This window comes from Salinigranum halophilum (assembly GCF_007004735.1).
Lineage (GTDB): Archaea > Halobacteriota > Halobacteria > Halobacteriales > Haloferacaceae > Salinigranum > Salinigranum halophilum.
Map to the genome: position 1 here is coordinate 376,986 of NZ_SSNL01000005.1, position 20,970 is coordinate 397,955.

At 67.2% G+C, this 20,970-nt stretch carries 22 protein-coding genes and 1 tRNA gene; 8 read left to right on the forward strand and 15 right to left on the reverse strand.

What is annotated here, in order from left to right:
• Positions 1-15: 15 nt before the first annotated feature.
• From E6N53_RS14100 to E6N53_RS14115, 4 genes are all read left to right on the forward strand, one after another.
• Entirely contained in the window at positions 16-1,308 is a 1,293-nt protein-coding gene (locus E6N53_RS14100; RefSeq protein WP_142860211.1) for an eIF2B alpha/beta/delta subunit family protein, read from the forward strand.
• A 41-nt stretch (positions 1,309-1,349) separates the two neighbouring features.
• Positions 1,350-2,153 (forward strand): prephenate dehydratase, encoded by an 804-nt coding sequence (pheA, locus tag E6N53_RS14105; protein ID WP_142860213.1) that lies wholly within the window; start codon positions 1,350-1,352, stop codon positions 2,151-2,153.
• Between the two features lie 153 nt (positions 2,154-2,306).
• Complete coding sequence (locus E6N53_RS14110; protein WP_136603140.1) at positions 2,307-2,741, forward strand: Hsp20/alpha crystallin family protein; 435 nt, start codon at positions 2,307-2,309, stop codon at positions 2,739-2,741.
• A gap of 153 nt (positions 2,742-2,894) precedes the next feature.
• On the forward strand, positions 2,895-3,395 hold the full coding sequence (locus E6N53_RS14115; protein ID WP_142860214.1) for an Hsp20/alpha crystallin family protein: 501 nt from the start codon (positions 2,895-2,897) through the stop codon (positions 3,393-3,395).
• A 49-nt stretch (positions 3,396-3,444) separates the two neighbouring features.
• Here the strand turns inward: E6N53_RS14115 and E6N53_RS14120 are convergent, their stop codons facing one another.
• Positions 3,445-3,978 carry a hypothetical protein gene (locus tag E6N53_RS14120; RefSeq protein ID WP_201741155.1) on the reverse strand — a complete coding sequence of 178 codons (534 nt, stop codon included), beginning with the start codon at positions 3,976-3,978 and terminating at the stop codon, positions 3,445-3,447.
• 137 nt (positions 3,979-4,115) lie between these two features.
• On the opposite strand from E6N53_RS14120, the gene leuS reads away from it, so the two are divergent.
• Complete coding sequence (gene leuS / locus E6N53_RS14125; RefSeq protein WP_142860215.1) at positions 4,116-7,013, forward strand: leucine--tRNA ligase; 2,898 nt, start codon at positions 4,116-4,118, stop codon at positions 7,011-7,013.
• Between the two features lie 57 nt (positions 7,014-7,070).
• Positions 7,071-7,304 carry a DUF7535 family protein gene (locus E6N53_RS14130; protein ID WP_142860216.1) on the forward strand — a complete coding sequence of 78 codons (234 nt, stop codon included), beginning with the start codon at positions 7,071-7,073 and terminating at the stop codon, positions 7,302-7,304.
• Between the two features lie 8 nt (positions 7,305-7,312).
• On the opposite strand, the gene E6N53_RS14135 is transcribed toward E6N53_RS14130, so the two are convergent.
• The 7 genes from E6N53_RS14135 to E6N53_RS14160 form a co-directional block, all read right to left on the reverse strand.
• Entirely contained in the window at positions 7,313-7,771 is a 459-nt protein-coding gene (locus E6N53_RS14135) for a hypothetical protein (protein ID WP_142860217.1), read from the reverse strand.
• Positions 7,772-7,826: 55 nt separating this feature from the next.
• Positions 7,827-8,807 carry an ornithine cyclodeaminase family protein gene (locus E6N53_RS14140; protein ID WP_142860218.1) on the reverse strand — a complete coding sequence of 327 codons (981 nt, stop codon included), beginning with the start codon at positions 8,805-8,807 and terminating at the stop codon, positions 7,827-7,829.
• 155 nt (positions 8,808-8,962) lie between these two features.
• On the reverse strand, positions 8,963-9,643 hold the full coding sequence (locus tag E6N53_RS14145; RefSeq protein ID WP_142860220.1) for a DUF7504 family protein: 681 nt from the start codon (positions 9,641-9,643) through the stop codon (positions 8,963-8,965).
• A gap of 272 nt (positions 9,644-9,915) precedes the next feature.
• Positions 9,916-11,547, reverse strand: coding sequence for a thermosome subunit beta (thsB, locus tag E6N53_RS14150; protein WP_136590942.1), 1,632 nt, complete (start codon positions 11,545-11,547; stop codon positions 9,916-9,918).
• 217 nt (positions 11,548-11,764) lie between these two features.
• A complete protein-coding gene (locus tag E6N53_RS14155) occupies positions 11,765-12,157 on the reverse strand; it encodes a DUF7383 domain-containing protein (RefSeq protein WP_136590742.1) in 393 nt (130 codons plus the stop codon).
• A 68-nt stretch (positions 12,158-12,225) separates the two neighbouring features.
• Positions 12,226-12,396: a hypothetical protein gene (locus E6N53_RS21085; RefSeq protein WP_201740197.1), complete on the reverse strand. Its 171-nt coding sequence runs from the start codon at positions 12,394-12,396 to the stop codon at positions 12,226-12,228.
• 166 nt (positions 12,397-12,562) lie between these two features.
• Positions 12,563-12,766 (reverse strand): hypothetical protein, encoded by a 204-nt coding sequence (locus tag E6N53_RS14160; protein ID WP_136590743.1) that lies wholly within the window; start codon positions 12,764-12,766, stop codon positions 12,563-12,565.
• Between the two features lie 114 nt (positions 12,767-12,880).
• Between E6N53_RS14160 and E6N53_RS14165 the strand changes: the two genes are divergently transcribed.
• Positions 12,881-14,248 (forward strand): PQQ-dependent sugar dehydrogenase, encoded by a 1,368-nt coding sequence (locus tag E6N53_RS14165; RefSeq protein WP_142860221.1) that lies wholly within the window; start codon positions 12,881-12,883, stop codon positions 14,246-14,248.
• A gap of 26 nt (positions 14,249-14,274) precedes the next feature.
• Here the strand turns inward: E6N53_RS14165 and tuf are convergent, their stop codons facing one another.
• The 5 genes from tuf to ilvA form a co-directional block, all read right to left on the reverse strand.
• Positions 14,275-15,540 carry a translation elongation factor EF-1 subunit alpha gene (gene tuf, locus E6N53_RS14170; RefSeq protein ID WP_142860222.1) on the reverse strand — a complete coding sequence of 422 codons (1,266 nt, stop codon included), beginning with the start codon at positions 15,538-15,540 and terminating at the stop codon, positions 14,275-14,277.
• Between the two features lie 511 nt (positions 15,541-16,051).
• Positions 16,052-16,132 (reverse strand) — tRNA-Ser (locus tag E6N53_RS14175).
• A 27-nt stretch (positions 16,133-16,159) separates the two neighbouring features.
• Positions 16,160-16,363, reverse strand: coding sequence for a DUF7981 family protein (locus E6N53_RS14180; RefSeq protein WP_136603148.1), 204 nt, complete (start codon positions 16,361-16,363; stop codon positions 16,160-16,162).
• Positions 16,364-16,370: 7 nt separating this feature from the next.
• Complete coding sequence (locus tag E6N53_RS14185) at positions 16,371-16,760, reverse strand: Rid family detoxifying hydrolase (RefSeq protein WP_136590747.1); 390 nt, start codon at positions 16,758-16,760, stop codon at positions 16,371-16,373.
• Positions 16,761-16,815: 55 nt separating this feature from the next.
• Positions 16,816-18,027: a threonine ammonia-lyase gene (gene ilvA / locus E6N53_RS14190; RefSeq protein ID WP_136590748.1), complete on the reverse strand. Its 1,212-nt coding sequence runs from the start codon at positions 18,025-18,027 to the stop codon at positions 16,816-16,818.
• 188 nt (positions 18,028-18,215) lie between these two features.
• Here ilvA and E6N53_RS14195 point away from each other — a divergent pair, with 188 nt between their 5' ends.
• The gene (locus E6N53_RS14195; protein WP_136603149.1) at positions 18,216-18,791 is read left to right on the forward strand and encodes a DoxX family protein; all 576 of its coding nucleotides are present in this window, start codon (positions 18,216-18,218) and stop codon (positions 18,789-18,791) included.
• Positions 18,792-19,148: 357 nt separating this feature from the next.
• Here the strand turns inward: E6N53_RS14195 and E6N53_RS14200 are convergent, their stop codons facing one another.
• A complete protein-coding gene (locus E6N53_RS14200) occupies positions 19,149-19,538 on the reverse strand; it encodes a gamma-glutamylcyclotransferase (RefSeq protein ID WP_136603150.1) in 390 nt (129 codons plus the stop codon).
• Positions 19,539-19,778: 240 nt separating this feature from the next.
• Positions 19,779-20,924 carry a citrate synthase gene (gene citZ / locus E6N53_RS14205; RefSeq protein WP_142860223.1) on the reverse strand — a complete coding sequence of 382 codons (1,146 nt, stop codon included), beginning with the start codon at positions 20,922-20,924 and terminating at the stop codon, positions 19,779-19,781.
• Positions 20,925-20,970 lie beyond the last annotated feature (46 nt).

The following is a 20,970-nucleotide window of genomic DNA, read 5'->3' on the forward strand; positions in this document are numbered from 1 at the left end:
GACGTGGACTCGCGCATGGCCAGCGAAACGAGCGACGACCGACACGTCGTGACCGTCTTCCTCCGCGACGCGGGCGAGGTACTGCTGCTCCGACGGAGCGACAGCGTCGGGACCTACGCCGGGAAGTGGGGTGCCGTGTCGGGCTACGCCGAGGGAGACCCCGAGGCGGCCGCTCGATGGGAGATTGACGAGGAGACAGCCCTCGGGGATGCGGTGACGTTCGTCCGCGGCGGTGTCCCCCTCGCGTTCACCGACGACGACCTCTCGGTCCGCTGGGTCGTCCACCCGTTCCTGTTCGACGTCAGTGACCGAGACGTCGACCCGAACGATGAGGTCGCCGAGACGGCGTGGGTCGCGCCACCCGAGATACGCCGCCGTGAGACGGTACCGATGCTCTGGGAGGCGTACGACCGCGTGCGACCGACTGTTCACACGCTGGAGGACGACACCGAACACGGCTCGGCGTGGCTCTCGCTGCGGGCGCTGGAGGTGCTGCGCGACGAGGCCGCAGTGGCAGGCGACGAAGCGGCCGCGTGGGACGTACTCGTCTCCGTCGCCACCGACCTCCTCGACGCCCGGCCGAGCATGACCGCGCTCTCGAACCGGGTGAACCGGGCGATGAGCGAGGCCGACGGGCGTGTCGCAGCCGTCGAACGGGCCGCACACGGCGGAATCGGACGAGCACTCGACGCCGACCGTCAGGCGTCCGAGAGTGCGGCTGAGCGCGTTGCAGGCGAAACGGTGCTCACCCTCTCACGGTCGGGGACGGTCGAGCGGGCGCTCTCGGGCGAGACCGGCGCGGGCAGGCCAGCGCACGTCTACATCGCCGAGTCGCGTCCGGACCGCGAAGGCGTCGGCGTGGCTGAACGGCTCGCTCAGGCGGGCGTCGACGTGACGCTCGTCACGGACGCGGCGGTCGCCCACGTCTTGAGCGGGGCGCTGGCGACGGACGTCGACCGGGTAGTCGTCGGGGCCGATACCGTGCTGCCGGACGGACGCGTGCTGAACAAGACCGGGACGCGTGGGGCGGCCATCGCCGCCGCGACCGAGTCCGTCCCCGTCGAGGTGGTCACGGCCACCGACAAGGTGGCGACGGCGGAGACCGTCACGGGTGAGGAAGGACTTCCAGAGGGGGTGTACGACGGTGACGCCGACGTCGCGGTGGCGAATCCGACGTTCGACGTGACACCAGCAGTGTTCGTCGATAGCGTGGTCACCGAACGCGGCGTGCTGGACGTCGGGGCGGTCGCGACCGTGGCCGAGGAGTTTCGTGCGCTCGCGGCGTGGCGGGGAGAGGAGCGAGCGTAGCCCGACGCGTTTTTCTCGGGCGCTCGTGAAGGAACGACGAGATGAAAGCCGTCACCCTCGGACCCGCCGGGACGTACTCCCATCGCGCGGCGAAGGCCGTCGCCGACGACGTCGAGTTCCGCGAGTCGGTCACCTCCATCATCGAGGCCGTCGCGGACGGGACGTACGAACGTGGTGTCGTCCCCATCGAGAACAGCATCGAGGGCTCCGTCACCGAGAGCCTCGACGCCCTCGCGGAGTACGACGTCGCCGTCATCCAGGAGGTCGTCACACCCATCCGCCACGCACTGTTGGCACAGGGGTCCGACTTCTCCGTCGTCGCGAGCCACTCGCAGGCGCTGGCACAGTGTCGGTCGTACCTCGAGACGGAGTGTCCCGACGTCTCGCTCGAGGCCGTCGCGTCGACGGCGCGTGGGGTCGAACGCGCGCGGAGCGACCCGACCGTAGCGGGCATCGGTCACCCGGACAACGCGGGCGAGACGCTCGAAATCCTGGCCGAGGACATCCAGGACCGCTCCTCGAACGCGACGCGGTTCCTCGTCATCGCGCCGAAGGCCGAACGGTCGGACGCGGGCGGCAAGAGTTCCATCGTCGTCTACCCGAACGCCAACTACCCCGGCCTCCTGCTCGAACTGCTGGAGGCGTTCGCCGAGCGCGACATCAACCTCTCGCGCATCGAGTCGCGGCCGTCGGGCAACCGCCTCGGTGACTACCTGTTCCACATCGACTTCGAGGCCGGCCTCTACGAGTCACGGGCGCAGGAGGCCGTCGCCGAGGTCGAGGAGATCGCCCGGAAGGGCTGGGTCAGAAAGCTCGGGTCGTACGACTCACGACACGTGGTCTGAGTCGCTCGGGTCGCCCCCCGGAGAGGAGCGAGCGTCGGTGAGCGCGTCGTCCGTCCACCCGTCGGGACCGAGTGCGAGCCACACGGCGAGGACGCTCCCACGCGCGGGTCACGGGTAACGCTCAAATCCGTCGCCGACGTACCGACACATGAGATGGCTGACAGACCGAACCCCTTCACGGACATCGAACGGTTCTTCGAGCAGATGAATCGCGCCTTCGGCGACGTGAACATCCCCACCCGCCCACACCAGATAGCCGTCGACGTCGCCGAGACCGACGAGGAGATCGTCGTCTCGGCCGACCTCCCCGGCTTCGAGCGCGACGAGGTCACGCTCTCGCTGTCGGGACGGGACCTCACGATCGACGCCGACCACGAGGAGACGGCCGAAGAACGCACGGGCGACGACGACGCCCGGTACGTGCGTCGCGAGCGGACCCACCGCTCCGTCTCTCGAACCGTCCGCCTGCCCGACGCCATCGACGAGGAGGCCGCGAGCGCGTCGTACGCCAACGGCGTCCTCACCGTCACCCTCCCCCGGGAGACCGTCGACGACGAGGGCGAGTCCCACACCATCGACATCAGCTAGGGCGGCCCCCACGGCGAAACGGCCGGTGCGCCCGCCGCCCCCGAACCAGCAACCCCTCGTTTTTGGCCAGCAGCAGTCCTGTGTGTGCTATTTCCCACCACGTATCCTGCAATAGTTAAGATTTCAGCGCGCGTCATACGGGGTTGATCAGCAATGATGCGACGTTCAAACTTCGGTGACAGCCCGTTCGACTTCGAGCGAATGTTCGAGCGCATGAACCGCCAGTTCGAGGAGATGAACCGCCAGTTCGCCCGCTTCGCCGACTCCCGCCCCGCCCACGCGCTGGAGTCCGGCGACGCCCTGCCCTCGATGTGGAGCCAGGGTAGCGTCCAGGTCGACGTCGCCGAGCGCGAGGACAGCGTGATCGTCACGGCCGACCTCCCCGGCTTCGAGAAAGCGGAGATCGACCTCTCCGTCGCCAACGACGCGCTCACCATCCGCGCCGAGCACGACGTCGACGACGCGTACGAGTCCGAACACTACGTCCGCCGCGAGCGACGTCACCACTCGGTCAGCCGAACTATCCCCCTCCCCGTCGACGTCCGCGAGGAGGCCGCGAGCGCGTCGTACACCAACGGCGTCCTCACCGTCACCCTCCCCGTCGTCGAGACGGACGACGAGGACGACGAGAGCCACCACATCGACGTCGAGTAGACCCCCACGAGCCCCCCGTATCGGGCCCCCCGGACCCGTCCGCCCCGATTCAGCTCCGCCCCCCGGTTTCTTCGCGTTGTTCCCTCCCGTCGTGCGCCTGCTCCCGAGACCTCAGTGCGTCGGAGACGGACCCGACGGCGGTCTCGACGGCGTCTCGCCAGTCGTCGGGAAGGTCGCCGTCGGCGCGGGGCGGCGAGAGCGGGAGCGAGACCCCGTGGTACGAGACGTGTGGAACCGCCGTAGCGATGCGGTCGCCGACGAACTCGGCGTTCTGCCGCTTCGAGGAGACTCCGCCGCGGACGAGGTCGTAGTAGGCGGTGAACAGTTGAACGACGACGACCGTCCGGTCTGTCGACGCCCGGAGAACGCCGTCGGCGAGGTGTCGAAACAGCGTCGCCGTGTTGTCGACGGGGTCGGCGCGGCGCCACTCCAGTTCGACGAGGACGAGCGTCGAATCCGAGACACCGGCGACGTCGACGGGCGTGCCGTCGAGGTCGTACTCGACGTGCCAGACCAGGTGCTCGACGGCCGAGGCGAGTCGCTCTCGGAGCGCCGACTGGACCCGCGACGCGTGCTCACCCATGTCTTCTCGGCAGCCAGCTCGCCCGCGGCGCACCTGAGTGTTTCCCCGAGACCCGACCGACGGCACTGACGGCGGAGCCGGCGACGGAGACGAACGGTATAGCAGTAGTTTTAGGCCGCGGAGACGGACGAAGCGATATGGATTACGACCCGCAGGAACTCGAGGAGCGCTGGCGGGAGCGCTGGGCCGAGACGGGGCGATACGAACCGGACCCCGGTGCGGAAGACGAGGACGTGACGTTCCTCACGGTCCCGTACCCGTACCCGAGCGGCGGGATGCACATCGGACACGCCCGGACGTACACGGTGCCGGACGTCTACGCGCGGTACCGACGCCAACAGGGTGACACCGTCCTGTTCCCCATCGCGTGGCACGTCACGGGGACGCCCATCATCGGTGCCGTCGAGCGCCTGAAGAAGGGCGAGGAGAAGCAGCTCTCGGTCCTCCGCGACACGTACAACGTGCCCGAGGACACCCTCCAGGAGCTGGAGACGCCGATGGGGTACGCCCGGTACTTCATCGAGAACCACTACAAACACGGAATGAAGCAGTTGGGGCTCTCCGTCGACTGGCGGCGGGAGTTCACCACCAACGACGACCACTACTCGCAGTTCATCACGTGGCAGTACGAGACCCTGAAAGAGAGGGGCCTGCTCGAGAAGGGGCTCCACCCGGTCAAGTACTGCACGAACGAGGAGCAGCCGGTCACGACGCACGACATCCTCGAGGGCGAGGAGGCGGAGTTCCAAGAGTACACGCTGGTCCGCTTCGGCTGGGAGTCGGCGGGCGAGGACGTCATCGTGCCGATGGCGACGCTTCGCCCCGAGACCGTCCGGGGGGTGACGAACGCGTACATCGACCCCGACGCCGACTACGTTCTCGCCACGGTCGACGGCGAGACGTGGCTCGTCTCCGCGAAGGCGACCGAGAAACTCCGCTTGCAGGACCACGACGTGGAGGTCCGCGAGGAGTTCACGGGCGAACGACTGGTCGGCGAGGAGGTCGAAAACCCCATCACGGGCGACTCCGTGCTCGTCCTGCCCGCGGGGTTCGTCGACGCCGACAACGCCACGGGCGTCGTGATGTCGGTCCCGGCGCACTCGCCGGACGACTACGTCGCCCTCCGCGAGGCGAAGGCCGACCACGAACGGATGGAACAGTACGGTATCGACCCCGCCGTCGTCGAGGCCATCGAGCCGGTCCCCATCATCGAGGTCGACGGCTACGGCGAGATTCCGGCGAGAGACGCCGTCGAGGAACACGGCATCGAATCGTCGGACGACCCCGAGTTGGAGGAGGCGACACAGGAGCTGTACAACCGCGAGTTCCACGCGGGGCACCTGCTCTCGATGTACGACGAGTTCGCCGGCGAGGTCGTCGAGGACGTGCGAGGGAGGTTCCGCGAACACTACCGCGACGCGGGCGCGTTCGGGTCGATGCAGGAGTTTTCGGAGGACGTGGTCTGTCGCTGTGGCGGCGAGGTCGCCGTCGCCGAGCAGGACACGTGGTTCCTGCGGTACAACGACGAGGCGTGGAAACAGAAGACGAAGGAACTGGTCGCGGGGATGGAGTGCATCCCCGAGAATACGCGCGGGGAGTACACTCACACCATCGACTGGCTGAACGAGTGGCCCTGTATCCGGAACTACGGGCTCGGAACGAGACTGCCGTGGGACCGTGACTTCGTCATCGAGCCGCTGTCGGACTCGACCATCTACATGGCGTACTACACGCTGGCACACCGCATCCAGGAGCTGCCGGCGGAAGACCTCGACCGCGAGTTCTTCGACGCGCTCTTTTACGGCGAGGAGGCCGTCGACGAGGCCGACGAGCGCGCGCTCGACCTGCGCGAGGAGTTCGAGTACTGGTACCCCGTCGACTACCGGTTCTCGGCGAACGACCTCATCTCGAACCACCTGACGTTCTACCTGTTCCACCACGCGGAGCTCTTTAGCCGGGAGAACTGGCCGCAGGGCATCGTCATCATGGGGATGGGCCTGCTCGAAGGCGAGAAGATGTCCTCCTCGAAGGGCCACGTCGTCCTCCCCGGCGCGGCCATCGAGGAGTACGGCGCAGACACCGTGCGGTTCTTCCTCTTGAACTCGGCGGAGCCGTGGCAGGACTACGACTGGCGAGCCGACCAGGTCGAGAGCGTGCGGAACCAGCTGAACCGGTTCTGGAACCGTGCGACACAGCTCATCGACGAGGGGCAGGGGTCGACGTTCGCCGCGGACGGCGAGGGGCCGTCGACGCGTCCCGACGACCTCGCGGGCGTCGACCACTGGCTGCTCTCGAAGCTCCAGGAGACGATCAGAACGGTCACCGACGCGATGGACAACGCCGAGACGCGCTCGGCGTCACAGGCCGCCTTCTACAACTTCGAGGAGTCGCTCAGGTGGTACCGTCGGCGCGCCGACCTTGACCGAGAGCGCGCACAGTGGACGCTCCGACACGTCCTCGAGGCGCGTCTCAGGCTGCTGGCCCCGTTCGTGCCGTTCCTCGCGAACGAGCTCCACGAACAGTTGACGGGCACCCCCGCCGAGGACGCGCCGTGGCCCGTCGCGACGGCGGAACTCGAGCGCGATTCGGTCGAGGTCGAGGAGCGACAGATCGAACGACTCACCGACGACATCAACGACATCGTCGACGTGACGGGAACCGACCCCTCGACGATTCGTGTGTACGTCGCCGCCGGCTGGAAACACGACGTGTTCGAGACCGTCGCCGACGTCGGCGACGACGTCGGGGCCGTGATGGGCCAGGTCATGCAACAGCCCGACCTCAGAGAGCGTGGGAACGCCGTGAACGACCTCGTCGGCGAACTCACCGAGCAGCTCCGCGGGCTCGACGACGGGACGCTCGACGCGATGACGGCCCTCGACGAACGGGCGGTGTACGAGGACGCCGTCGACTTCCTCGAGCGCGAGTTCGACGCGACGGTCGAACTGTACGTCGAGGACGACGCGGACATCGTCGACCCCGCCGACCGCGCGAGTGCCGCGGTACCGTTCCGCCCGGCCATCCACATCGAGTGAACGGTCTCGGCCCGGCCGAACCGTACCGTTATCCGTTCAGCACCCCTACTCGTTGACATGAGTACAGACGCCGACATCAAGCCTGCGGACGACGCGGGCGTGCTGAAGAAGACCTACCGCAGCGTCTCGCCCCGGTACACCTCTCGCCCGAACACCGAGATGGACTCCATCGGGTGGGCGATGCTCCTCGGCATGCTCGTGCTTCTCGTCCCACTGTTGCCGTTCCTCGTCATCGTCTGGGTGCTGGAGCGGGGAATCAGGGCGTTATCGGGCGTGCGCGGACGCGACTGACCCACCCGTCACCGTGTCGCCCGCTCGGTCAGCGCCGAGAGTCGCTCCGCCCTCCGAAGATCGGCGACGGTGCAGTACCACGCGCCCCTGACACCGTTCATGTCGTTCGCGACGGGCGTCTCGAGCGGGACGAGGTCGTCGAGTTCGAAGACGACGACGACTGACTCGTCCGAGAACGGGTCGACGAGCGCCTCCCAGTCGTCGTCCGTCATCGGACCGGGGGCACCGCGGCGCTGCTCGACGCGGTCGGCGACGCGCGCGTAGTGGGTCACAGCCGAGACCGGGGCCGTCCGGTAAAAGGCCATGTAGTCGAACCGTTCACGCGTCCGGTCGTACGACCGCGGCGCGGGATAGATGCCGTCACGGCAGCGCGCGAACGTGTCGGGCCGCGTCGCGACGACGCAGACTCGGCCGTCGTCGGGAGCGTCGTCGTCGGGGGCGTCCGCCGCGAATCGGTCGAGGTCCATGCCGTCGGTAGCGACGCCGTCGACAAGGCAGCACCGGCCGTGACGGCGTTCAGAGTTAGAGGTTGAAGAAGTCGAACTGCGTGCCGTTGTCGTTCTCGGTCGCGTGTTCGTAGACGACGTGCGCCGCGGCGACGTCCTGGATCGCGAGGCCGGTCGAGTCGAAGACGGTGACGCCGTCGGCGTCGGTGCGGCCCTCCTTTTCGCCGACGACGATCTCGCCGATCTCGCCGTAGATGTCGTCGTCGGTGAGGACGCCCGCCGAGTAGGGGACGTTGACCTCGCCCGAGTGGGTGCACTGTTCGTGGTCGTCGATGACGATTTTCGCGTCGAGGAGGAGGTCGTCCGCGAGTTCGTGTTTGCCGGCGGCGTCCGCACCCATCGCGTTGATGTGGGTGTGTGCGCCCGCCTCGCTCACGATAGGCGATTCGACGGGCGTCACCGTCGAGAGGACGTCACACTCTGCGGCCTCCGCGACCGAGCCGCCGCGGACGTCGAAGCGGTCCGCGAACGTGTCGACGAAGCGCTGGACGCGCTCGTCGTCGAGGTCAGAGATGACCACGGTGTCGATGTCGCGGACGGTCGAGATAGCCTCCAACTGGGTGTACGCCTGGACGCCGGCTCCGACGATACCGAGCGAGGAGGCGTCGGGGAGCGCGAGGTGGTCGGTGGCGACGGCCGCCGCCGCACCCGTCCGCTTCATCGTGAGTTCGCGGCCGTCCATCAGTGCGAGGGGATAGGCGTTGCGCGGGTCGGAGTAGATCATCGTCCCGAGCACTGTCGGGAGGTCGTACTCGGCGTTGTTGTCGGTGTGGACGTTCACCCACTTGATGCCCGCGGCGTCCCAGTCACCCGCATCCAGGTACGCGGGCATCGACCGGAAGTCGCCGTTGTACTGGGGGAGGTCGATGTACGACTTCGCGGGCATCTGTGCGTGACCGCGCTCGTAGGCGGCGAACGCCTCTTCGATGGCGACGATGAGTTCGGCGAACTGCGTGTTGTGGTCGACGTCGTCGCTGTCGAGGAGAAGGGTGTGCATACTCGGCGTTCACACGAGGGATACTTAACTCATACTAAGTTCGAATCGTAGTCTAGTAATAAGCGCTAAAGTCGAATGTGATACAACCGAGGGCCGACTGACGAGAGAAAAAGAGCAGTGGCTTGGCTGTCGAGACGACTCCTCGAACCGCCGAGTCACGCCATCGACGCCCAGTCGTCGACGGCGGCGACGGCACCAGTACCGCGGAACTGCCGCTCGCCGTCGACGGTGCGGAACCGGAAGGACCCGTCGACGAGCGACTGCAGGATGTCGACGTGTTCGGCCGCGTGTCGGGACGGGTCGACGACGAACAGTCCCAGGTGGCCAGCGGACCGAATCCGACTCGTCAGGACGTGACAGAACGCGAACGTGCGTTCGGCTCCGAGACGCTCGAGGATAGGCGACAGCGAGACCATCCCGAGGCGGACACGGTCGGTGTCGAGCGAGCGGAGGTGGTTCGTGACGCCGACGCCGATACCGGTGATATCGACCGGCGACGAGGCCGCCTCGACGTGGGTCGGTGAGAGCGGGCCGATGTCCCGGGCGAGGCCGGAGTCCGAGGCGTCGACCACGAACAGGTGGTCGAGCGAGTCCGGCTCCGAAAGCGTCGACTGATAACGCTCGACGAGCGCGCCCGCGTCCGCGTCCGTCGTCACGAGGATGACGCGTTCACCGACAGCAGGCGCGCCGGCGAGGATGCGGTAGACGAGGTCCGTCGCCCCGCTTCGGTCGTCACCGACGAAGAGGAGGTTCGTCCCCGCGGGGAGCGAGTCGAGCGGCGTGTCGCGGCCGGCGCGGTCAAGCACGTACGGGCCGTCGGCGTGCGGGACCGTCACCTCGGCTCACCTCTCGACGACGAGAGACGGCGGTTCGTGATGCCGTGGTCGTCGGCCACGACTGACGAGACAGGCCGCATAACAGACGCTCCACCGAGATACACATAAATTCACGGGCGAGAGTATCACTCGTCGATACGAGGACACGGTGCGACGGCACGCACTACGGGTACAGGCCGAAAGAATTGTGCGGTCGGTCAGTCAGCGGTGCGGGCAGACGAACGGCGGGTCGGACGGGATGACGCCCCGTGGGATGCGGTCTGTGACCGACTTCACATCGCGCCGCCCATGCCACCCATGCCGCCCATGCCGCCCATGCCGCCAGCGCCCTCGTCGTCGTCACCTTTGTCGGTGGAGAGGTCGCCGGCAGCGATGATGTCGTCGATTTTGAGGACGAGGTTCGCGGCCTCGGTGGCAGACGAGAGGGCCTGCTCCTTCGAGTGGGCCGGCTCGACGACGCCCGCGTCGAACGTGTCGACGACGTCGCCGCTGAAGACGTTCAGGCCGGCGCGGACCTGGCCGTCCTCGTGGGCGGCGCGGAGGTCGACGAGCGTGTCGATGGCGTCGAGTCCAGCGTTCTCCGCGAGGACGCGCGGGACGAGTTCGAGTGCATCCGCGAAGGCCTCGACGGCAAGCTGCTCGCGACCCTCGACGGAGTCAGCGTAGTCGCGGAGCCGGGAGGCGAGTTCGACCTCGATGGCACCGCCGCCCGCGACGACGCGGCCGTCGGTGACGGTCGAGGTGACGACGTCGAGCGCGTCGTTGATGCCGCGCTCGAGTTCGTCGACGACGTGGTCGGTCGAGCCACGCAGGAGGAGCGTGACGCCGTGGGCGTCGGGGCCCTCGACGTAGAACAGCTCGTCTTCCTCGTCGCGGCGGACCGAGCCGTGTCCGAGGTCCGCGGCGGTCGCGGAGTCGAGGTCGGAGACGATGGAGCCGCCGAGGACGTTCTTGAGGAACTTGATGTCCGACTTCTTCACGCGGCGGACGGCGAGGATGCCCTTCTTCGCGAGGTAGTGCTGGGCCATGTCGTCGATGCCCTTCTGGCAGAAGACGACGTCAGCGCCGGTCTCGGCGATCTGGTCGACCTTCTCCTTCAGCTGTGCCTCCTCGCGGTCGAGGAACTTCTGGAGCTGGTCGGGCGAGTCGATGTTGACCTGCGTGTCGACGTCGGCTTCCTCGATCTCGATGGCCTCGTTGATGAGCATCACGCTGGCGTCGTCGAACTCGACGGGCATGTCCTCGTGGACCGGGTCCTTGTCGATGATAGCGCCCGTCAGGAGCTCGCTCTCGCCCGCGGAGCGGCCGGTCTGCGTCTCGATGTTGACGTTCTCGAGGTCGACGACGTACGAGCCGTCCTCGGCTTCGACGGTGACCTGCTGGACGGCACCGACGATGAGTTCGGCGAGGAGCTCCTTGTTGAGCTCGGCGCCCTTGCCGGTCATCGACGTCTCGGCGACCTTCTTCAGCAGCTCCTCGTCGTCGGGGTCGACGCGCTCGGCGATGTCGTCGATCTCCGCGCGGGCCTGCTCGCTCGCGAGGTGGAATCCCTTGATAATCGCCGTCGGGTGGATCTCCTGTTCGAGGAGGTCCTCGGCGTTCTTCAGGAGCTCACCGGCGATGGCGACGGCCGTCGTGGTGCCGTCCCCGGCCTCGTCCTCCTGGGTCTCGGCAACCTCGACGATCATCTCGGCCGTCGGGTTGTCGATGTCCATCTCTTTGAGGATGGTGACGCCGTCGTTCGTGATGGTGACGTCGCCCATCGAGTCGACGAGCATCTTGTCCATCCCTTTCGGGCCGAGTGTCGAGCGTACGGCGTCCGCGACGGCTCGTGCCGCACGGATGTTGTACGCCTGCGCGTCGCGGTCCTTGACGCGCTGGGAGTCGTCACCGAGAATGATCATCGGCTGTCCCTGCTGCATGCGCTGACTCATAGTACACCAGCGGATTGTTTGTGATTCTATATAAACGTTTCGAGAGTGGCCGAAGCGTCGTCCCGGCTGAACGTCCGAGAGAGGCACCGAAAACACGACGACTGCGTTCGAGTATTCGACAGAGACATGCCAACGAGTCGCATACAAATGGGCCGTCAACGCTCGCGACAGAGCCCGTGTTTATATACTATCCGTCGACGGGTTCCTTCCAGTGAACGGTGACAGTCCCGACGGCGAAGGCGTCTCGCGAGTCGGGGTCGCGACGGATACGAAGAGTGTTCGTCCCCTCGTGGAGCCCCGTCCCCGTCAGCGTGTCCACCCAGTACTGCCAACCGTCGTTCGGGGGGATGTCGAAGCCCGACAGCGGCTCGCCGTTCACCTCGATCTCGTGACCGTACTCACCGACGTCGAACGCCTGCAGGCCGACGTAGGCGTCCTGTGGGTCGTCGGTGGGGACCTCGAACTCGTGGGGGTCGGTGGTGTCGCCGACGTTGGTCGCCCAGTCGAGGTCGAGCGCTCGTCCCTCCGGGGCGAGCTGGACGCCCAGGTACAGCGTCGCGTAGTTCGCGCGGTGTGACACGGCTGTCGCTACTCGTGGGTGGTGCATAAACACGGCGACATGGGCCGAAAACGCGAGTACGAGGTGGTTCAGTCGTCGTCGGGGGCCTCGTCGGCGATGAACTCGCCGTCGACGTCGGCCCACCGCGGCGGTTCGTCGTCGCGGTCGAGTGTCCGGAGTTCGCGTTCGTTCAGGCGCTCGTCCAGCTGGTTCAGCTTGTTCAGGCCTTTCTTCTCACGGCCACTCTTCGTGTCAGGCATTGTCAACCACACCAACGCAGGCAGTCGGTATTAACATTTCGTCAACGAGTGGAGACGACGTCCGGCGCCCGTCGTCGCGCGGCCCCGAACCCGACGGCTGTCCGAGGCGTGCGCGGTATCATCGGGGAGCGAACGGCCGAGTAGTACGTCTGTGGCGTCCGAGCGCTCACCAACCGCGGGTAGCGTCCGCGACCTCTCCCTCGCCCACCCGGTCGAACTCGTCGGCGAGTTGCTGGCGGACGGCGTCGGTGTCTCGGTCGGGGTCGGTCACGATGTCGAGCGCGGCCAGGAGGGCCGCGCGTGTCTCCTCGAGTTCCTCGACCCGTTCGACCAGTTCCTCGTGACTCCAGTCGTCGTACTTCGTGGACATGTGTCTACGGGCAGGTGGGGCGAGCACATAAGCAGTGGTGGCTGTCCGGGGCTCGGACACCGCGAACGGCGGGACGGGCAAACAGGTTTTGTGTTCGGCGCTACCTCCGACAGTATGGACCACGCTCTCGGTCGTCGCCGACTCCTCCGAACGATCACCGTCGGCGCGGCCGTCGGCCTCGCGGGCTGTTCGACGTCGTCGCCGGACGCCGGTGGCCAGTCCGAGCGGGCGACCGGCGAACCCACGCGAACAACCGACGCGCCGACGGCGACCACCACGGAGACGACGGCGGTGAACGCCTCGCCCGCTGACGTGCCGGACGCGGTCGGACTCGACACGCTCGCGACGGGACTCGGTGCCCCGCTCGACGTCGTCTTTACCCCCGACGGGACCCGCTACGTCGCCGATCAAGCGGGGCGTATCCTCGTCCACGACGCCGACGGCCTCCGCAACCGGCCCGCGCTCGACATCCGCGACGCCATCACGACCGGAGGCGAAAAGGGTCTCCTGGGGATCGAACCCCACCCCGCGTTCGCCGAGAACGGCCGGCTGTTCGTCCGGTACAGCGCGCCGTCCCGGGAGGGGACGCCGTCGGGTTTCAGCCACACGTTCGTCCTCAGCGAGTTCGACGTCGAGGACGACCGCGTCGACCCCGACTCCGAGCGGACGCTCCTGGAGATTCCACAGCCACAGAGCAATCACAACGCGGGTGACCTCGCGTTCGGGCCCGACGGGTTCCTCTACGTCGCCGTGGGCGACGGCGGGGCCGGCGGTGACCAGGGTCGGGGTCACGCCGACGACTGGTACGACGCTGTCGGCGGCGGGAACGGCCAGGACGTCACGGAGAACCTCCTCGGGTCCATCCTCCGCATCGACGTCGACGCCGGAGACGAGCCCTACGCGGTTCCGGACGACAACCCGCTCGTCGACCGCGAGGGACTGGACGAACAGTACGCCTGGGGCTTTCGTAACCCGTGGCGGCTGTCGTTCGACGGGACGGACCTGTTCGTCGCCGACGTGGGACAGCGCGACTACGAGGAGGTGAGTCTCGTCGAGCGGGGTGGCAACTACGGCTGGAACGTCCGGGAAGGAGCCCACTGCTTCCAAGCCAGCGACTGCCCGACGACGACACCGGACGACGTCCGCGGTGGCGAGCGCCTCGTCGACCCCGTCATCGAGTACCCCCACGGCGGCGCGTCGGTGAGCGGAATCTCAGTCATCGGCGGAGCGGTCTACCGGGGGTCGGCGCTGGCGGGTGCCGAGGGCGTCTACGTCTTCGGCGACTTCCAGGTCCGGGGACGGCTGTTCGCCGCGACGCCAGCGGACGAAGGGTTGTGGCCGACGACGACGGTCGAACTGGTCGGCGACGGCTCCGACCGACTCCGGACGCTCAGGTCGTTCGGCCGCGACGCCGACGGGGAACTGTACGTCGTCGGGACGGGCTCCGAAGGCGGGGCGCTCCACCGACTCGTCCCCGCGTGAGGACGGTCTGCGAAGTCGCCCGCGCCTCAGCGCTCCGTGACCTCGAGTACCTTACCGGCGGCGATAGTCTGGCCCATGTCCCGGACGGCGAAGCTCCCGAGTTCGGGAATCTCCGACGAGGGTTCGATGCTGAGCGGCTTCTGCGGCCGCAGCGTCACGACGGCGGCGTCACCCGCCTTGATGAAGTCGGGGTGCTCCTCGGCGACCTCGCCCGTCTTGGGGTCGAGTTTCTGGTCGATAGACTCGAAGGTGACCGCGACCTGCGCCGTGTGGGCGTGCAGGACCGGCGTGTAGCCGGCGGTGATGACCGAGGGGTGCTGCATGACGACAATCTGGGCTTTGAACGTCTCGGCGACCGACGGCGGGTTCGACGCCTCGCCGCAGACGTCGCCGCGGCGGATGTCGTCCTTGCCGACGCCACGGACGTTGAACCCGACGTTGTCACCGGGACCGGCCTCGTCGACCTCCTCGTGGTGCATCTCGACCGTCTTCACCTCGCCGCCCACGTCGCTCGGCATGAACACGACGTCCATCCCCGGCCGGAGGACGCCCGTCTCGATACGCCCGACGGGAACGGTCCCGATACCGGAGATAGTGTAGACGTCCTGGATGGGGATGCGCAGCGGCGCGTCCGTCGGCGGCGACATCTCGGGGAGGTTGTTCAGCGCCTCCAACACGGTCGGCCCGTCGTACCACGGCATATGCTCGGACGGCTCGGCGATGTTGTCGCCCTCGAACGCCGAGATGGGGATGAAGCGCGCGTCGTCGCTGTCGAAGCGGACCTGTGTGAGAAGCTTCTGGACTCCCTCCTTGACCTCGTTGTAGGTGTCTTCGGCGTAATCGACGGTATCCATCTTGTTGATGGCGACGATGAGCGTCTCGATTCCCAGGGTCTTCGAGAGGAAGACGTGTTCGCGGGTCTGTGGTGCGACGCCGTCGTCGGCGGCGACGACCAACACGGCGTGGTCGGCTTGACTCGCCCCGGTAATCATGTTCTTCACGAAGTCGCGGTGCCCGGGCGTATCCACGATGGTGAAGTAGTACTTGTCCGTGTCGAACCGCTGGTGAGCGATGTCGATGGTGACCCCTCGTTCGCGCTCCTCGGCGAGGTTGTCCATCACGTACGCGAACTCGAAGCCGCCTTTCCCCTTCTCTTCGGCCTCTTCGCGGTGCTGTTCGATGACGTGTTCGGGGACCGAGCCGGTCTCGAACAGCAGGCGGCCGACCAGCGTACTCTTCCCGTGGTCGACGTGCCCGATAATCGCTAGATTCTGGTGTGGTTTGTCTGCCATGATGTACTCCCCCCGGCGGTGTGCCGCAGGAGCTTACGAGTAGGGTGCCGACGGGCAAAACGGTTGTGTGATTGCTAGATTGACATGTATGTTCGGAAGGGACGAGTCTCGCCACTCACTCCCCGACTCGAACCCCTTCGGCAGCGGCTCACACGCTCACGAGTGGCGAGCACACGAGGTGCGCGCCGTGTTGTTCGCGGTAGTAGACGCCGGGACAGGAATGTGAACCGCCTGAACGTCGCTCGCGTTGCTCGCTCGTTCCGTGCTTCAAATCCTCCCACCGTCGCGTACAGAACCTCATCCGCGTCCGCTCGGCGACGACACGCCTCGCTCAGGGTCAGAGGTTCAGAGAAGCGCCGGGACAGGGATGTGAACCGGAACCGGACGGTCGTCCTCACTTCGCTCGGACGCTGCGACCGGTAGGGTTCAATCCCGTCCGTCTCGCTTTGCGTCCGTCACCGTGGTTGCGCCGAGATGAAACTCGGCGCTCAGCAGGTGACGGTTACAGAAGCGCCGGGACAGGGATTTGAACCCTGGATCCCAGAGGGAACACGCTTTCCAGGCGTGCGCCTTACCACTCGGCCATCCCGGCTCGGATTCAGCTAGCCCAGTCCGAGATTTAAGTCCTTCCCTTCGCCCTGAATCGGGGGGCGAGCCGGTACGAGAGCCCCGCAGCGGCGCTCCCGACGACCACCGCGACGGCGAGTCGGGCGACGAACCCCACGCTGAGCCCCGCGAGGAGGTCGTACCCCTGGACGAGCACGAGGAAGGCGAGCGCGCCGACGAGCCCCCAGAGGAGACTCGACTTCGTTCGCGGCGTCACGGTTCACTCACGCCGCGTCGGGGACGGCGGCGATAGCCTCGATTTCGACGGCGACCCCCTTGGGGAGGGCCCCGACCTGGACGGCGCTCCGCGCCGGTGGTTCGTCGTCGAAGAAGGTCGCGTAGGTCTCGTTCATCTCGTCGAAGTCGTCGATGTCGGCGAGGAACACCGTGACCTTGAGGACGTCCGCGGGGCCGGCGTCCTCGGCGGCGAGCACGCCCATGACGTTCTCCAGCGCCTGTGCCGTCTGCTCGGCCACCGGTGCGTCGTCGAGCAGTTCGCCGTCGGGCGTGAGCGGAATCTGTCCGGCGGTGAAGACCAGTTCGCCGGTCGTCGTGCCCTGGCTGTACGCGCCGACCGCGGCCGGTGCCTCCTCGGTAGCGATGGTTCGTTTCACACCGGTGGCTCGACGGGCAGGTACAAGAAGGTCGGTCTCTCGGGCCCGCCAGCGGTTACACCAGCACCTCGACCTCGTAGCCGTGGTCGCGGAGGTCGTCGAGCAGGTCCGCGACGTGGGCTTCCCCGCGCGTCTCGAGGTCGACCTCCACCTCGGCGGCGTTCATCGCCACGTCCTTCGAGGTGCGGTCGTGGTGGATGGCGTGGATGTTGGTGCGGTGGTCGACGAGGATCTCGGTGAGGTGCAACAGCGCACCGGGGCGGTCCTTCAGCACAGTCCTGATACGGAGGTATCGTCCGGTCTCCACGAGGCCGCGCATCAACACCGTCGTGAGGACGTTGAGGTCGATGTTGCCGCCACAGAGCGCGGGGACGATGACCTCGCCCTCGTCGTAGTCGAAGCGCTCGGCGAGGACCGCGGCGAGCGGGACCGCGCCGGCTCCCTCGACGAGCGTCTTCGAGCGTTCCAGGAGATGCGTCACGGCCATGGCGATCTCCTCGTCGGAGACGGTCACCACCTCGTCGACCCGCTCGCGGATGACCTCGAACGTCTGCTCGCCGACGCGACGAGTGGCGATGCCGTCCGCGATGGTGTCGACGGCGTCGAGTTCGACGATCTCGCCTTTCTGTAGCGAGTCGGCGAGGCTCGACGCACCTTCGGCCTGAACGCCGACGACCCGCGTGTCGGGCGACTGCGCTTTGACGGCCGTGGCGATACCCGAGATGAGGCCGCCGCCGCCGATACCCACGACCACGGTCTCGACGTCGGGGCACTGCTCGACGATTTCGAGGCCGAGGGTCCCCTGCCCGGCCATCACCGCCGGGTCGTCGAAGGCGTGAACGTAGGTCCGGCCCTCCTCCCGTTCGATCTCGTGGGCCTTCGCCTGCGCCTCGCTGTAGTCGACGCCGTGGAGGACGACCCGGCCGCCGTAACGCTTGGTGGCGTTGACCTTCGAGATGGGGGCGAACTCCGGCATGACGATGGTCGAGTCGACCCCGGCGCGGGTCGCCGCCAGCGCCACGCCCTGCGCGTGGTTCCCCGCGCTCGCGGTGACCACGCCGGCGTCTCGTTCGTCCGCCGACAGGGTCGCGATGCGGTTCGTCGCACCCCGAATCTTGAACGAGCCCGTCCGCTGGAAGTTCTCCAGTTTCAGGTGGACGTCGGCACCCGTCATCCGCGAGAAGGTGTGTGAGTACTCCAGGGGGGTTCGCCGTGCGACCGCCTCGACACGAGGCTGGGCTTCGAGCACGTCGTCCAGCGAGAGCATGCGCCGAGTTGCTCGGGGGAGGCGATAACCGTTGGGTGTCGACGGGACGAGCGACCGCGCCGCGAGGACGGCGGAAAGCGGGGGACTCGAACACACCCATCGGCTGCCGAGACGATTGTCAGAGTGCGGGAAGGACAGTCCGAGTATATCCAACTGTGGGGGTATCTCCGAAGTAGAGGGAAATCACGATGTCCACACACACTCGCACACTCAACGCCGAACTGTTCGGTCGGGAAACGAACTTCGAGTACTCAGAGCACTGGCTGGGCTACGCCATCATCGCGCTGCGGGTGACGATGGGATGGGTGCTGTTCCAGGGCGGCATCACGAAGCTGGTGACGTATCTCGACGCGGACCCCGCGAACAACTGGACGGCCGCCGGCTACCTGGCGAACGCCATCCCGGCGGGGAACCCGCTGGCGGGATTCTTCGCCTCGATGGCCGGCAACCCGCTCATCGACGTCCTGAACATGTGGGGGCTCACCCTCACCGGGTTGGCGCTCATCCTCGGCGCGTTCGTCCGCTGGAGCGCGTTCTGGGGCGCGGTCATGATGCTGTTCTACTGGCTCGCGGCGCTGGAAGGCGGCCTCCTCGCGGGACTGCCCCTCGCGCACGGCTGGGTCGTCGACGACCACCTCGTCTACGCCTTCCTCCTGTTCGGTCTCGGGGCGATCGGCGCGGGACGCATCCTCGGTCTCGACGCGTCCCTCGAGGAACTCTCGGTCGTCCAGAACAACCGCTGGCTCCGCTGGTTCCTCGGCTGAGCGGACCGGCACGGCCCGCCGTCGACCGTCTCTCCGACGGGACCTCGACCGGGGCCGTCGAACGCGGCCGACTGTTTTTACCAAGAGCGCACAGCAGACTCACCGCACGGACCGAGCCGTCGCTCCGAGAGTGATGGAGAAAGAACCGGCATGCCGCGTCCGCAATCGCGTCGCGTTCGTGCGGATTGGGGGAATGCACACGCTTGACGCGCACTTACTGATACGCCGGAGAAGGATATAAACGTCCGCCGAGCGGGGTGAAAGTGAAACTGTCCGACGCCGGCGTGTTCAAACGGTGCGTCAGACGTCTGTCGTCCGAACCGAGGGAGCCGAGAACGGGTGAGATGGAGCGACGACTCACCGGTCGACGACCGGTTCGACGGCGACCTCGAGCCGAGTCAGGAAGTCGCGGACCCGGGTCGCGAACGGGCCTTCGCCGGGCCAGGTGGCGTCGGCGTCGAGACGCTCGGGGTCCCCGACGTAGACGGCCGCCGTCCCCCCGTCTGTCCGGGGAACCGAGACGCGGACGTACAGGCCGTCGTCGACGCCCTCGTAGGCGTCGATGCGGTCGACCTCGTCCGTCCGGAGGAGTCGCCCCGCCGCCTCGCCGCCCGGCGCGAGCGTCGGATACCGTCCCTCGACGAGGTGGAGGCCGTGGAGACGCGCCGGGCCGACGAACGCGTACGAGTCGACGACGGTCGCGACGCGCTCGGGGTTCGTCAGCGTGCCGTAGACGAAGACGTCCATGGACGGTCGACGTGGCGCGATGATAAAAACGTCACAGCGCGAGTGACCCGATGACGACGCTCCGGATGGTGGAGAGCCACCGCGAGGCCGGGCGACCCGCGCCACGTGCGTCGCCGCAGTCACGGGATGGTCGTGGCGAACGGTCGGACAGAAGCGGGACGAACAGTGTAGCGACTGCCAGTATCCGGGAACGACCGTGGCGTGGGGACGAAGGCGGACGAGACGGCGGCCGGACGGGCGTTATCGCTCGTCGAGCGGGACGATCGACTGGTCACGCGGGCCGACGTAGCGGGCGCGCGGGCGGATGAGGCGATTCCCGTCGTACTGTTCGAGGACGTGCGCGATCCAGCCGCCGACGCGCGACATCGCGAAGATGGGGGTGTAGATGTCGATGGGGATGCCCATCTGGTAGTACGTCGAGGCGGAGTAGAAGTCGACGTTCGGGGCCAGTCCCTTCTCCGCCATCATGTACTCCTCGATGGCGACGGAGTAGTCGTACCACTTCATGTCCCCCGCGGCCTCCGCGAGCGCCTCGGACTGTTCGCCGAGGATCTTCGCCCGCGGGTCCTTGACGTTGTAGACGCGGTGACCGAAGCCGGCGACGCGCTTGCCCTCGTCGAGCGCATGCGCCACCCAGTCGGTCGGGTCCATCCCACTCTCGTCGACCTCGTGGAGCATCCGCATCACGTTCTGGTTGGCACCGCCGTGGAGCGACCCGGCGAGTGTGCCCACCGCGGAGGTGATGGCGGAGTGGAGGTCCGAGAGGGTCGACGCCGTGACCATCGCCGAGAAGGTCGAGGCGTTGAGGCCGTGGTCGGCGTGGAGGACGAGCGCCTGGTCGAACACGTCGGCGAGGACGTCGTCGGGTTCCTCGTCGTTGAGCATGTAGAGGAAGTTCGCCGCGTGCGAGAGGTCCTCACGGGGTTCGACGGGGTCTTCGCCGTCGCGGTGGCGCTTGAACGCCGCCAGCGCCGTCGGAACCTTCGCGGTGATGCGTCGGCCCTTCCGGACGTTGGCCTCACGGTCGGTCACGCCCTCGGCGTCGAACGTGGCCTCGTCGTCGTTCGCCGAGAGCTGTGAGACGACCGTCCGGAGGGCGGCCATCGGGTTCTCGTCGGCGTCGGCGAGCGCCTCGATGGTCCGGTGGATATCCTCGTCGAGCGACCGCTCGGCGGCCATCGCCGAGGAGAACTCCGCCAGTTCGTCGTGGTTCGGGAGCGTCCCGTACCAGAGGAGGTAGACGACCTCCTCGTAGGAGGCGCCGTCTGCGAGGTCGGCGATGTCGTACCCACGATAGACGAGCTGTCCGGCGTCGCCGTCGATAAAACTGAGCTCCGACTCCGCGACAAGGACGCCCTCCAGCCCCCGTTTCAGGTCGTCTGACATACGACCTGATTTCAGACCCTCTCAAAAAAGCGTTATCGTTCGGTGC